At 35.9% G+C, this 13,035-nt stretch carries 13 protein-coding genes and 1 tRNA gene; 1 reads left to right on the top strand and 13 read right to left on the bottom strand.

The features are described from left to right. Positions 1-191 precede the first annotated feature (191 nt). The 12 genes from O3605_RS05910 to ychF all read right to left on the bottom strand — a co-directional run bounded on the left by O3605_RS05910 (position 192) and on the right by ychF (position 12,133). Positions 192-671, bottom strand: a complete 480-nt coding sequence (locus tag O3605_RS05910) for a sigma-70 RNA polymerase sigma factor region 4 domain-containing protein (RefSeq protein WP_070589922.1) — start codon at positions 669-671, stop codon at positions 192-194. 155 nt (positions 672-826) lie between these two features. Further along, positions 827-898: transfer RNA gene (locus tag O3605_RS05905), tRNA-Glu, on the bottom strand. A 91-nt stretch (positions 899-989) separates the two neighbouring features. Next, the gene (gene ftsH / locus O3605_RS05900; protein ID WP_003002062.1) at positions 990-2,963 is read right to left on the bottom strand and encodes an ATP-dependent zinc metalloprotease FtsH; all 1,974 of its coding nucleotides are present in this window, start codon (positions 2,961-2,963) and stop codon (positions 990-992) included. A 10-nt stretch (positions 2,964-2,973) separates the two neighbouring features. Beyond that, positions 2,974-3,516 carry a hypoxanthine phosphoribosyltransferase gene (hpt, locus tag O3605_RS05895; protein ID WP_003018402.1) on the bottom strand — a complete coding sequence of 181 codons (543 nt, stop codon included), beginning with the start codon at positions 3,514-3,516 and terminating at the stop codon, positions 2,974-2,976. A gap of 4 nt (positions 3,517-3,520) precedes the next feature. After that, positions 3,521-4,795 (bottom strand): tRNA lysidine(34) synthetase TilS, encoded by a 1,275-nt coding sequence (gene tilS / locus O3605_RS05890; RefSeq protein WP_371585514.1) that lies wholly within the window; start codon positions 4,793-4,795, stop codon positions 3,521-3,523. Continuing rightward, the gene (locus O3605_RS05885) at positions 4,795-6,081 is read right to left on the bottom strand and encodes a serine hydrolase (RefSeq protein ID WP_371585512.1); all 1,287 of its coding nucleotides are present in this window, start codon (positions 6,079-6,081) and stop codon (positions 4,795-4,797) included. Before O3605_RS05885 ends, tilS begins: the two co-directional genes overlap by 1 nt. Next, on the bottom strand, positions 6,053-6,181 hold the full coding sequence (locus O3605_RS05880; RefSeq protein ID WP_003009253.1) for an SP_0009 family protein: 129 nt from the start codon (positions 6,179-6,181) through the stop codon (positions 6,053-6,055). Before O3605_RS05880 ends, O3605_RS05885 begins: the two co-directional genes overlap by 29 nt. Before the next feature lie 3 nt (positions 6,182-6,184). Further along, complete coding sequence (locus tag O3605_RS05875; protein WP_003009251.1) at positions 6,185-6,553, bottom strand: FtsB family cell division protein; 369 nt, start codon at positions 6,551-6,553, stop codon at positions 6,185-6,187. Then, a complete protein-coding gene (locus tag O3605_RS05870; protein ID WP_003002258.1) occupies positions 6,546-6,812 on the bottom strand; it encodes an RNA-binding S4 domain-containing protein in 267 nt (88 codons plus the stop codon). Before O3605_RS05870 ends, O3605_RS05875 begins: the two co-directional genes overlap by 8 nt. Positions 6,813-6,880: 68 nt before the next feature. Continuing rightward, positions 6,881-10,375 (bottom strand): transcription-repair coupling factor, encoded by a 3,495-nt coding sequence (gene mfd, locus O3605_RS05865; protein ID WP_371585508.1) that lies wholly within the window; start codon positions 10,373-10,375, stop codon positions 6,881-6,883. A 4-nt stretch (positions 10,376-10,379) separates the two neighbouring features. After that, on the bottom strand, positions 10,380-10,949 hold the full coding sequence (gene pth, locus O3605_RS05860) for an aminoacyl-tRNA hydrolase (protein WP_003009246.1): 570 nt from the start codon (positions 10,947-10,949) through the stop codon (positions 10,380-10,382). A 68-nt stretch (positions 10,950-11,017) separates the two neighbouring features. Next, positions 11,018-12,133 carry a redox-regulated ATPase YchF gene (ychF, locus tag O3605_RS05855; RefSeq protein ID WP_003010773.1) on the bottom strand — a complete coding sequence of 372 codons (1,116 nt, stop codon included), beginning with the start codon at positions 12,131-12,133 and terminating at the stop codon, positions 11,018-11,020. 177 nt (positions 12,134-12,310) lie between these two features. Here ychF and O3605_RS05850 point away from each other — a divergent pair, with 177 nt between their 5' ends. Next, complete coding sequence (locus O3605_RS05850; RefSeq protein WP_031574824.1) at positions 12,311-12,808, top strand: DUF1307 domain-containing protein; 498 nt, start codon at positions 12,311-12,313, stop codon at positions 12,806-12,808. A 35-nt stretch (positions 12,809-12,843) separates the two neighbouring features. Here O3605_RS05850 and O3605_RS05845 read toward each other — a convergent pair whose 3' ends face one another. Continuing rightward, the gene (locus O3605_RS05845; RefSeq protein WP_003002008.1) at positions 12,844-13,035 is read right to left on the bottom strand and encodes a DUF951 domain-containing protein; all 192 of its coding nucleotides are present in this window, start codon (positions 13,033-13,035) and stop codon (positions 12,844-12,846) included.

Below are 13,035 nucleotides of genomic sequence, written 5' to 3'. Positions count from 1 at the left end.
ATTGTTCAGTTATTATAACCTTAGTTATAGCGCCCTGCACATTGGTTCGTCTTGTTCAGTTTTCAAAGGTCTTTGTCGCTCTCGCGCGACAACTATATTAGTATATCATGACCTCGCCTTACTGTCAACACTTTTTCTCAAAAAATTTTATTTTTTTGAAAGTTCGTTTAAACACTGTTAATTTTCAGTTTTTAAATTGAATTTTTAAAATCTTTTAGATAGTTCTCTAATTTCTTTTTCATTTTTGTTTTTCCTAGACATCTTCTATTTGCTAGTAATGCCTCATATTGTTCTTTTTCTTTTACTGTTAATTTTTCTTTAAAACCTTTTAATGCATCTCTCAGAACAACCAGCTCATCTAAATATATTTTTCTCGATGAAATTCTGTGGCTAATTTCTCCAATTTCAATATATGGAAGTCTATTAATTTTTCTTTTATCACTTTCCTGTTGTCTTATTTTATCTTTAATATGATTTCTAAATTTTGTTTTGAAATATGTATAAAGTAATTCTTCATTTGTTTCAATTTCAGGATTTTTTTGATAAAGTTCAAAGAGTGTTAGCTGTCCTTCTTGTTCCCAATCATCCTTTTCCCATAATTGAATATAATATTCTTTTTCACATTTTCTTACGATATATTTTACTTTTTGATACATTTTATTAAATTCCATAAGCTCTCCTTTACTTTTATCTGTATTTTATAAAAATAAAGAAGCCCATTGGACTTTTTTTCTATTCTGCACGTTTTTTTAACTATTTGGTTATTATTTTTAGCTATTTTTTCCAAATACACAAAAAAAACTGCCACTTGGTGACAGTTTATCGATAGTCCGTACGGGATTCGAACCCGTGTTACCGCCGTGAAAAGGCGGTGTCTTAACCCCTTGACCAACGGACCATTTTTACAACATATTCTATTATACAGAATATTTTTACTCTGTCAACACTTTTTTAATAAAAAAAGAAGGAAATATTTTCCTTCTTTTGAATTAGTTATTTTCTTCTAATTTTGACTTAATCTCATCATATGATAGAGGTTTTGCTTCTTCTTCTAATTCATGCTCTGAATTTTCAGGCATTTTTCCTGTTTCGTATAATGATTTAATTTGAACACTATCCAAGGTTTCATATTTTAATAGAGCTTCAGCAATCAGTTTATGCGTTTCTCTATTTCCTTGAATAATTTCTGCCGCTTTATTACGGGCTTCATTCAATAGACCACGAACTTCTTCATCAATTTCGTAAGCCGTCTGTTCTGAAATCATTTTTTGTGGGCTTTGAGCACCAAACATCGCATGATTTCCTTCATATTGAACCGGTCCAAGTTTTTCACTCATACCATATTCTGTCACCATTGCACGCGCCATTTGGGTAGCTTGTTCAAAGTCATTTGAAGCACCTGTTGTTTGCGAATTGAAAATAATTTCTTCGGCAACACGTCCTCCCATGAGACCAGCTAATTGTTCTTTCATATCCTCTTTAGAAAGTAACATTTGATCTTCTTTAGGAAGGGCAATCATGTAACCGCCTGCGCGACCGCGTGGAACAATAGTAACTTTATGAACTACACGAGCATTTGATAAGACTAGACCAACGATTGTATGACCAGCTTCGTGATAAGCAACCATTTCACGTTCTTTTTGCGAAATCGTCCGATCTTTCTTAGATGGACCTGCAATAACACGATCTTCTGCTTCATCGATATCAGCAGCATCAATTACTTTTTTATTTCGACGAGCTGCAACCAAGGCTGCTTCGTTCAAAACATTTTCGAGATCAGCACCGACAAATCCTGGTGTTTGTTGAGCAACCAATTTCAAATCCACATCTTGAGCAAGTGGCTTATTCTTAGCATGAACACGAAGAATTGCCTCACGACCTTTCACATCTGGACGTCCAACTAATACTTTACGGTCAAAACGGCCAGGACGAAGAAGGGCAGGGTCAAGGACATCAGAACGGTTAGTTGCTGCGATAACAATGATTCCTTCGTTGCCTTCAAAACCATCCATCTCAATCAAGAGCTGGTTAAGGGTTTGTTCACGTTCATCATTTCCACCACCAAGACCTACACCACGTTGGCGCCCAACAGCATCAATTTCATCGATAAAGATAATGGCTGGAGCTGCTTTTTTAGCATCTTCAAAAAGTGAACGAACCCGGCTAGCACCGACTCCGACAAACATTTCAACAAAGTCAGAACCAGAGATACTGAAGAATGGCACTCCAGCTTCACCAGCTACTGCTTTTGCTAAAAGGGTTTTACCAGTTCCGGGAGGGCCTTCAAGAAGCACACCTGCTGGGATTCTTGCACCCAATTTAGTAAAGCGTTTTGGATCTTTTAAAAATTCAACAACTTCAACAAGTTCTTGTTTTTCTTCTTCAGCTCCTGCTACATCTGAAAAACGAACTTTAATATCTTCTTTATTAGCAGCGCGGGCTTTATTACGACCAAAGTTCATTGCACCTCTGGCACCTCCGCCACCGCCTTGGTTCATCATTGAGAAGAAGAAGAACATGACGATAACAAATGGAACAATTGAAGTGAGAATTGTTATCCACATGCCACTTGAGCTCTCTCGCTTGATGGTGATTTCTGCTTTGTGGTCAGCTGCTAATTTTTGTAATTCATTGACGGTGATATCAGATGGAAGGATGACACTAGTAAAGCGAGATACTTTTTGAACACTTGGGGTAAAAAATTGAATTCCTGTATCTTCTTTTGATTCTTTTGCTTTATTATAGGTCCCTGCAATTTCAATCACACTACCATTTGGTTGGTAACTGATCGTTTTTACATTATCATTTTTAATTTCTTTGACCAATTCTGTGTAGTTGATTTGCTGACTTTGACCAACTCCATTACCCGCAAAAAAGTACTGGAACCCTGTCACAGCCGCTACAATAATCAACAAATACAGAAATGGATTTCGAACAAAACCGTTATTTTTTCTGTTATTCATCTAGTCTCCTCTATTTTGAGTACACTTCCTCTTTTAATACACCAACATAGGGTAGGTTACGATAATTTTCATCATAATCTAAACCATATCCTACAACAAACTCATTTGGAATCGTAAAGCAGGTATAATCTGCTTCAATCTCAACCAAACGTCCTTCAGGTTTATCCAGTAAGGTAGCAATCTTTACAGATGCCGCATTTCGTTCTTCAAAGAGTTCTTTTAGACTCTTGAGGGTTTTACCTGTATCGATAATATCTTCTACAAATAAAATATCTCTACCAGTAATATCTTGGTCGATATCCTTGATAATATTAATAATACCTGAGCTTGCTGTACCACCATGATAACTTGAAACCAGCATAAAATCCAATTCAATATGTGTATCCACGTGGTTGATCAACTCTGCCATAAATGGAACAGAGCCTTTCAAAATTCCAACAAAAATTGGATTTTTTCCTTGGTACTCTTTTGTTAGGGTTTCACCCAATTTCTTTGCTGCTTCTACAATTTCATCATGTGAAACCAATACTTTTTTTATATCTTTTTCTAACATGTTTTTACCTATCTATTTTTTGAATATAAAGACTATCTTTCATTATACCACTTTTTGAGAGCTTACTCAAATCACTCGTTACCAATCCCACTACAGAAAGAATATTATGATTTTGTTCTATAATGAGAGCCTTTTGCCGAAGAGAAATTGGAATTTTATGGTTGATAAACCACCGTCTTAATTTTTGATGGTGGCCATTAACAAGTAGCTGATCTCCTTCCTTTCTCCTTCTAATTAAGATAGGAGTTTCGCGTGAAACAGAAAGAATTTCTACATTTTCCCCTACTAATGGTTGTCCAAAAGATAGTTTATAATTTGCAATTTCAAAGATATTCCCAAATTCTAACAAAAATGGGAGGGGTTGGTCATCCGACTTTTGACTGATTTTTTGTATTTCAAAGAAATCATATTCCTGATGTAGTTCATAATTCGACTTTAAATAATGGACGCAATTTCTTTTTTTTCGCAGTAAATTTAATAATTCTTGAAACTGTACCCTACCAAGTTGCAAATCTGGAAATTGTGCCAAATACTCTTCTAATAAGAATGATTGTACAGAATGAGAATACGTTCTAAAAAAAGCTAAATCTTGAATGGTTAACTCGCTAGTCAATTCTTTCAGTGCTTGGTGCCAATGAGTCACTTCTTCTGCTAAATAACGAAGACTTACTTGCATTTGAGGATTTTCTTTTTCAAATTCTGGAAGGTATTGATGGCGTACACGATTTCGAAAATAGTCCTGTGAGTCATTGCTACTGTCTTCAAAGTGAGGAATTTTCATCAACTCATCTTTGGTAAAAGTTAACAAAGGACGGATTAACTCACCCTTGCCAAATGGTTGGCGTACAGGAATACCACTTAAATGGCGTAATTTTGTTCCTCGTATCAAGCGCATGAAAGTTGTTTCAGCTTGATCGTTTGCATGATGACCTGTTACTAAAGCGGTGCAATCCTCTTTCTCCATAATCTGTTTAAAAAAATCATAACGAAAGGTACGAGCTTTTGCTTCTGTAAAATCACCCGAATAGTGAGCCACATGAATACGTGTCTCTCGCCTATCAGCTAGCGTTCGAAGTTCACTTTCTTCTAAATCTGATTCTGGTCTTTGTCCATGATTGACATGAGCGAGTACCAGATGGATTTTCAATCGTTCTTTATTCTTATATAAAAGTTCATACAGATTCATTGAATCCAATCCACCAGATAAGGCAACCAAAACACGGCGATGGGGAGTAAATAGATCTTGTTTTTCACAAAACTCTAAAAATCGCTTTTCCATTATTTCAATACCTCATAGATATCTTTTGAAATGTTGGAAATCGTATCATAATTCGAATGATCTGTAAAAATGGCTATTACATAGGGTGAATTTGTATATACAATCGCAACATCATGTCTAAAGTCATAAGCATCTCCAATTTTATGAGCAACTTTTACTGGAAGGTCACGCGCAATCCGTTGATCATCATATTTTGTAGAGGAGAGTGCATCAATAATAGGGCCATTTTGTTGATAGACAGCCTCCATGACATTGCCAGCCATTTCAGCGGATGCTTCTCTTTTTTCAACATCCCAATGTTTCTTTGCAATCTTATCCAAAGTTTTTTGGAAGTCTTGATCTGATTGATGAGTGACATAATAATTCAAGATATTATGTCCAACATTATCTGATTCTTTTGCAATCTTATCTACCAACTCTTGAACACTGTATTCTTTTCCATCTGGTGTTTTTGAAAGGCTACCACTTCCTTCTGGTTCATAGCCACCTTTGAAATCATTGACTTCTGGAATATATTTGTAGGTTGTAATTGGAGAAATGGCTTTTTTATTGAGCTGTTCTTGGACGTAGTACAAGTATGGTAATTTTGTTACACTGGCAGAATACATTTCTTTTTGCGGATTGATTCCAGCAGTATTTCCAGTCTCTAATTGTTTTACATAGATTCCATACGAAGGAGAATTGTATTTACTATTCAACAATTCCTGGACTTTTTCCATTCGATTATCTTTTTCAGTGACGAATGCTTTGTTCACCCAGCCCTGACCTTCAATCTCCACAAATTCATCTCGTAAAGTCTTAGCTGTACGTAAGACTGTCACTTTTGTATAAGGAGAAAGAGGTGTATTTTTTTCTTTTGTACCATTTATTAAGGGTCGGTCATACACTTTAAAACCAGGTTTTAGCCACATGTCTTGTTTTTTTTCTTGTGTTTCTTGTACAACATCAGAAAAAATGACAGAAGAATCTGCTAATACATATCCTTTATCTGCTATTTTAAATACAGCTTTCCCTTCATCATTTACAAAGAGTTGTTCGATTGTAAACGGTGTGTTGGGGAGAATTTCTCCTTGTGCTTTTTTCAACTGAGGATCAGAAAAAACAGAAATTTTGCGATAGACATTCGGGTTCGCTGGAATTGAAGAAAAATAAAGTTCTGATGGATGAGCCATTGTCTGAGAAGACTCAGACTGCTCGACACTCGCTGCTTGAGACCCAATAAATAAAATTGGAACTAACAATAGGAGCAGAAATCGTTTAGACACCTGTATTCCTTTCCTTTTCATCCTTTTGAAGTTTAATCATTTGGTTTTTCTTTTTTAATTCCTCTAATTTTTCATCCGAAAATTCAAGAAATTGTTTAACTGTTTGTAAGATATTTTCCATCGGTTATTGCGGGAGTAAATCTGGGATGGTGTAAACATATTCACCATCTTTTGAAAAAGAATACTTAGCGCGTGCATATTTTGTTGCATAATCATCGTCTTTTAATTTTTTAGCGATGTCTTGTTGGTATTCTTTTTGTTCACTTGTTTCTTTATACTCTTTTTCCAACTGTTTGTATTGTTCTTTTTTATCTTGTAGCGATTGATAGCTCTGGGCTAAATTATAAGTTGGAAGAATAAACAGTAACATGACCAATATCAAAACGAGCCCCAGAAAACGATTGCGTTTTTTTCTTTCTTCTTCTAAAAAACGTTTTCGCTGACTTTCGTCTTTGATATATTTATTGTTCATTTGAACGATATTTTTAGGCATCTTCTTCTATCCTTGTTTCACTAATTATTTCGTACATTTTGGATGCATCTTCTTTTTTTGTACTATCCAACATTTCCAAGACTTTAACCGTCAATACTTTATTTCCAAAACGAACTTCAATTTGATCATTCACTTTCAAATCCGTTGAACTTTTTGCTAATACTCCATTGACTTTGATTCGCCCTTTATCTGCAACTTCCTTTGCAACAGGACGACGCTTAATAATGCGAGAAACTTTTAAATATTTATCTAATCTCATACTGTCACCTCTAACATAGTATTGTATCATTTTTTATACATAAAATGCGAAAAATGAGCTAAGAACTGCTAGTCCTCTTCTTTTTCTTGTTTAATTTCCAATAAGGTTTTACCAAATTGCTTCAGAGCTTCTAAAATTTCAAAATCTTTCTTATTTCGAATATCGAAGATCACTTCAATCAATCCCTTTTCTTCTGCAATCTGTGCCTTTAACTGTGTCATTGACAGAGCTTTGAAATAATCCTGTGTTAAAAACAGTTGTTTGGCAATAGGTTCAAATTTCACTGTCACTTTTTGTTGTTTTCTCTCAACAAGACGGACAAAGACTTGATCCAAGTAAGCTTTCACTAAACCAATTTCAAGTAGGTAGGCGACAACATCTGGGTATTCTCCAAAACGATCGATCAATTCATCTTGCAAGTATTCATAGTCTGTCGCAGAATTCATTTCACGAATTTGTTTGTAAATTTCAATTTTTTGACGTTGATCTGAAATATATTCATTAGGTAAATACGCATCTATTTGAAGGTTCAACTCTGCATTGCTCTTTTGCCTACGATGCTCTTGGCCTTGTTTCTTAGCAATAGCTTCTTCTAACAATTGAGAATACATTTCAAAACCAACTGAATCGATGAAACCAGATTGAGAAGCTCCAAGGATATTCCCTGCTCCACGGATCGATAAATCTCGCATAGCAATTTTAAATCCAGACCCCAACTCAGTAAAACCTTTAATAGCTTCTAAACGTTTTTCAGACACTTCTGTAAGAGATTTGTCTGGACGATACATCAAATAAGCATAAGCAATTCGATTGCTTCGTCCCACACGACCTCTTAGTTGATAAAGCGTTGAAAGCCCCATGTGATCCGCATTTTCAATAAAGAGTGTATTGGCATTTGGAATATCCACACCTGTCTCAATAATGGTTGTCGTCACTAAGACATCGTATTCGCCATTAATGAAATCCAACAGGGTATTTTCTAATCGAACTTCACTCATCTGACCATGAACAAAGCCAATCGAAGCCTCTGGAATCAACTCTTTTAATTCAGACACCTTTTGTTCAATTGTATCTACCTTGTTGTAAAGATAGTACACTTGACCTCCACGATCCATCTCCCGCAACACAGCGTCTCGAATAATGGTTGGATTGGTCTCTAATACAAAAGTTTGCACAGGATACCGATTGGTCGGAGGTGTTTCGATGACAGACAAATCTCGAATTCCTAGCATAGACATATGAAGAGTTCGAGGTATAGGGGTAGCTGTCAAGGTAAGCACATCCACCTTTTTTTTCAATTCTTTCAAGGTTTCTTTGTGCTTCACTCCAAAACGTTGTTCTTCATCTATCACGATTAAGCCTAAGTCTGAAAAAACAACATCTTTGGACAAGAGCCGGTGAGTTCCAATAATAATATCCACTCGTCCTTTTTTCAACTTTTCAAGCGTTTCTTTCTGCTCGGCCTTACTCTGGAAACGACTTAAAACAGCAACTTCTACTGCAAAAGATTCAAAACGCTCCTTAAAATTGGCATAATGTTGTTGGGCAAGAACCGTGGTAGGAACCAGCACTGCTACTTGTTTATGATCATTTACTGCCTTAAAGGCTGCTCGCATAGCGACCTCTGTTTTCCCAAAACCGACGTCTCCAACCAGCAATCGGTCCATCGGACGATTCGATTCCATATCTTTTTTGATTTCTTCAATGGAACGTAATTGATCATCTGTTTCAATATATGGAAAATCTTGTTCAAAAGCCTCTTGATTTTCATCATCTTTGGAATAGGCAAATCCTTCTAATTGACTACGCTCCGCATAAAGTTTTATCAAATCATCTGCAATGTCCTCCACCTGGGTCTGAACCTTTTGCTTCGTTTTTTGGAAACGCCCATCATTTAACTTGTTAATTTTTGGCGCTTTTCCATCACTTGCAACATATTTGGACAACATCTGAATCTGATCGACAGGAATCGAGATGCGATCTCCATTTTGATATTGAATTGAAACATAATCACGATGGACACCCGAAATTTCAATCGTTTCAATTCCCAAATATTGACCAATACCATGAACTTGGTGAACAACATAGTCCCCTTTTTCCAATTCATTATAATTTTTTAGGCGTTCTGCATTGGAAATATTTTGCCTGCGAATCTTTCGTTTGATCTTTTTCTGATAAATCTCTGATTCTGTAATGTAGACAATTTTTTCATCAACAAATTGGAAACCGTGAGCTAGTCCTCCAACAATTAATTGACTAGCTTGAGGGATAATCGCATCCCCATCAATATAATCTAATCTAATCCCATACTCTTCTAAATTTTTATGGAGCTGTTGAAGATTGTGATGAGAAGTTGCTTGAACAATAACAGTATAGTTTGATTTTCGATACCGTTCAATTTCCTCTTTTAGTAAATCAAATTGTCCAAAAAACTCCTGCATGGGATATTGATTGAATTGATACAAATGATCAAATTTCAGATTTCCCAATCCTTTTTGAAAGTTTGAAAAATAAGTTGCAGGCGTATATTTTCGTAAAATTGTACTGGTGTCTGCAAAATACACTTGGCGAGAAGAAGCTCTATTTTTATGTAAATCTTCCGTCAAGAGATTAGCTGTATCTAGTTCAAATCTCGCTATTTGATCTGCTATTTTTTGATAATCATCCAGAAAGACTGGAGTGTGTTTAGGAAGATAATCGAATAGAGTATATTGTTTCTTGTAAAAGAAACTAATAAATTTTCTAAGATCCGGATGGAGTTTCCTTTGAGAAATATCTCCCAGAATTTCTGCTAGATAAGATTTAAATTCTTCATTCGCGCTCTGTTCTTGCAATTGTTCTATTTGCTGCTGACCACGGATAAAATCTTCCTCTTGCAACAATAGATCACTCACTGCCTTCAGTTGAACTTCTTCAACATTTTCAACAGAACGCTGACTTTCTGGGTCAAAGATTCGGATCCCATCAATCTCATCCCCGAAAAATTCAATCCGATAGGGTTGGAGTTGGTCGATCTCAAAGATATCTAAAATATCTCCTCGTAGACTGAACTCTCCCTGTTGCAAAACTTGGCTCACCTTTTGATAGCCAATCTTCTGTAATGTTTCACTCAGAGTAGTTAAGTCTATTTCTTGACCAACCTTCAATTTAAAAATACTAGATGCAAAAACTTTAGGAGAAGGTAATAGTAGTTTTATACCACTCACATTGGTCACAAGGATGCCTTGACGATCTTCTTGACATAAAAAGTTCAAAGCCTCTAATCGTGCAAATTGCCTTTCTTGTGAAGCAAAAACAAATTCTGCTAAAGGGTTATCATCTCCCAAAAATGTATGGACTTTCTCTTCTCCAAGTAAAGCAATAAAATCACTAGCCAATCGTTCTGCTTCGTTATAACTGGAAGTAATGAGGACTGCTTTTTCAATAGAATCAAAGGCTGAAGCCATTACAATAGCCTTTGTAGTCGCAGACAATCCTAAGATCAATTCCCTATTGTTTTTTTGCAAACCTTGTTGCCAGGATAGAAGGTTGGAGTTTTGACTCACTAAATCAATTACATTCATCTACTTACCCGTTGTATTTCTGCATGCTTCTTTCAAAATTTTCTTCTACCAAGTAATCGTTAACCGCTTCTTCTACTCGATCGATTGTTTGTAGAATAGTGATGTAATCGTCTTTATCAAATTTTCCTAAGACATGATGAACAACTGACATGCCCTGCTTAGGTCTTCCAATTCCAATCTTAATTCGATAAAAAGTCTGAGTTCCAATATGATTGATAATCGATTTGATTCCATTATGACCTCCAGCTGATCCTTTAGCTCGAAGACGAATCTTGCCAACTTCCATATCTAAATCATCGTAAATAACCAAAAGATCTTCAATATCCAGACCATAATAAGTCAGAAGGGCATGGACTGCTTTTCCACTCTCATTCATGAAAGTGGTTGGCTTTACAAAATAGACCTTTTCGCCATTTAAAAATGTTGAGGCGATATCAGCTTGAAAAATTTTATCATGGGAGAAAGTAAGATTTAAAGACTTTGCCATTTGATCAACTAACATAAAGCCTACATTATGTTTGGTTTCAAAATACTTATCACCTGGATTTCCCAATCCAACAATTAATTTCGTCATCTCTTTCCTTTCAAAACACTAAAAGGGTTGGAAATATTTTTTCCAACCTTTACATCTTTTTAACTCTCTTATACATTAAAACGGAATTCCATGATGTCCCCATCTTGGACAACATATTCTTTTCCTTCTTCGCGCAAGCGTCCTGCTTCTTTTACAGCCTTTTCAGAACCGTATTTGACCAAATCATCATAGGACATGGTCACGGCACGAATAAATCCTTTTTCAAAATCAGAGTGGATGATTCCAGCTGCTTGAGGAGCTTTCATGCCACGTTTGAAGGTCCAAGCACGCACTTCTTTTTCACCAGCTGTGAAATAAGTGCCAAGTCCCAACAAGTGGTAAGCTGCACGCGTGAGTTTATCAACTCCAGACTCTGTTAGGCCAATCGCCTCTAAAAATTCTTGTTTATCTGCATCATCTAGCTCAGAAATTTCTTCCTCAGCACGCGCAGAAATCACCACGACTTCCGCATTCTCTGTTGCCGCAAAGTCACGAATTTGCTTCACATACTCGATAGAATCTGGATCTGCAACAACATCTTCATCCACATTTGCTACATAAAGAACTGGTTTGGTAGTCAAAAGGAAAAGTCCTTTCACCACTTTTTGTTCTTCCTCCGTGAATTCAATGGTCCGAGCTGATTTACCATCTTCAAGAACTGGTTTGATTTTTTGTAGAACATTAAATTCCGCAACAGAATCCTTATCTTTTTGTGTACGAGCAATTTTTTCTACACGCGCATAGCGTTTATTGACAGACTCTAAGTCGGCTAAAATTAATTCTAAATTGATGGTATCAATATCTGCCAGTGGATCAACAAAGGCATCTTCACGACCTTGCTCCCGCATGACATTTTCATCATCAAAAGCACGCACTACATGGACAATGGCATCTACTTCACGGATGTTAGCCAAGAATTTATTACCAAGTCCTTCCCCTTTAGAAGCCCCTTTCACAATCCCAGCAATATCTGTAAATTCAAAAGTAGTCGGAACTGTCTTCTTAGGAGTAATCATTTCCGTCAATTTTTGGAGGCGTTCATCTGGAACTTCTACCATCCCGACGTTTGGATCAATGGTCGCAAAGGGATAGTTTGCGGCCTCTGCTCCTGCTTTTGTAATTGCGTTAAATAGGGTTGATTTACCAACGTTTGGTAAGCCAACGATACCTGCTGTTAATGCCATTTTTCTTTTTCTCCGTTCAAATTTCAATCTCTTTCATTATAACATAATTCAAAAGACAAGTGATGAAAAATGAAATATTTCATGACCTTTGAAACTAGATTTTTTCATCAAACTGTAACGTTCTAAAAATATAAATATGGTATACTCTATTTAACAATGAACAAAGGAGTTTTTCAGATGAAAAAACAAACATGGAAATCTATTTTTCTTTCTTTAATCGCTATCTTTACTCTCTTTCTTCTTGGAGCTTGTGGACAACAATCTGTTCAAAAATCCTATCTTCAGGCAATCAACCAAGAAAAGAAAACGGATGTTCGTATTACACTAGAACATAAAGGTGATAAAGCGATCAGTAACCAAACCACCACTACTATTTATTACAAAGAGGCGGGAGTTACAAAAGATCAATTAAAGGAAATGATCGATAAATATGATGAAGAATACAAGGATGTCAAAGGATTCACACATTCTGCTGAATACAAAGATGATTATATGGTTGAAAAAACAACTCTAAATTATGAAAAGGCAGACTTAGATCAACTAATTGAAAAAAAATTAGTAACAACACAAAAAGATAAAAAAGTAGACTATATCAGCTTTAAATCAACTTTTGATATGATGAAACAGGGTGGTTTCAAAGAAGTTAAAAATGGAAAATTTGAAGAATTAAAATAATCGAAAAGGTTCGGTCACATAAGTGACTGAACCTTTTATAGTACTTTCTTCATTTTCTGTTCAAAATCATGGCGACTCATCATGACCACATGGTCACAATTGCTACACTTGATTTTTATGTCTGCACCAAGTCGCGTAATTTCCCAACGATTTGCCTTCTTACCTGTTTCTTTAATCACACAAGCGTGGGGCTTTTTCATTTCTACAAAATCACCTAACGTATACAT

This window comes from Streptococcus sp. 27098_8_99 (assembly GCF_041431935.1).
Lineage (GTDB): Bacteria > Bacillota > Bacilli > Lactobacillales > Streptococcaceae > Streptococcus > Streptococcus parasanguinis_D.
The sequence above is the reverse complement of the archived record's forward strand: the minus strand, read 5'-3'. Positions and strand labels throughout refer to the sequence as shown.

Excerpts from the sequence above, each read along its gene's own strand:
- O3605_RS05910 (WP_070589922.1), bottom strand. The coding sequence starts at position 671 with ATGGAATTTAATAAAATGTATCAAAAAGTAAAATATATCGTAAGAAAA.
- ftsH (WP_003002062.1), bottom strand. The coding sequence starts at position 2,963 with ATGAATAACAGAAAAAATAACGGTTTTGTTCGAAATCCATTTCTGTAT.
- hpt (WP_003018402.1), bottom strand. The coding sequence starts at position 3,516 with ATGTTAGAAAAAGATATAAAAAAAGTATTGGTTTCACATGATGAAATT.
- tilS (WP_371585514.1), bottom strand. The coding sequence starts at position 4,795 with ATGGAAAAGCGATTTTTAGAGTTTTGTGAAAAACAAGATCTATTTACT.
- O3605_RS05885 (WP_371585512.1), bottom strand. The coding sequence starts at position 6,081 with ATGAAAAGGAAAGGAATACAGGTGTCTAAACGATTTCTGCTCCTATTG.
- O3605_RS05880 (WP_003009253.1), bottom strand. The coding sequence starts at position 6,181 with ATGGAAAATATCTTACAAACAGTTAAACAATTTCTTGAATTTTCGGAT.
- O3605_RS05875 (WP_003009251.1), bottom strand. The coding sequence starts at position 6,553 with ATGCCTAAAAATATCGTTCAAATGAACAATAAATATATCAAAGACGAA.
- O3605_RS05870 (WP_003002258.1), bottom strand. The coding sequence starts at position 6,812 with ATGAGATTAGATAAATATTTAAAAGTTTCTCGCATTATTAAGCGTCGT.
- mfd (WP_371585508.1), bottom strand. The coding sequence starts at position 10,375 with ATGAATGTAATTGATTTAGTGAGTCAAAACTCCAACCTTCTATCCTGG.
- pth (WP_003009246.1), bottom strand. The coding sequence starts at position 10,949 with ATGACGAAATTAATTGTTGGATTGGGAAATCCAGGTGATAAGTATTTT.
- ychF (WP_003010773.1), bottom strand. The coding sequence starts at position 12,133 with ATGGCATTAACAGCAGGTATCGTTGGCTTACCAAACGTTGGTAAATCA.
- O3605_RS05850 (WP_031574824.1), top strand. The coding sequence starts at position 12,311 with ATGAAAAAACAAACATGGAAATCTATTTTTCTTTCTTTAATCGCTATC.
- O3605_RS05845 (WP_003002008.1), bottom strand. The coding sequence starts at position 13,035 with ATGTATACGTTAGGTGATTTTGTAGAAATGAAAAAGCCCCACGCTTGT.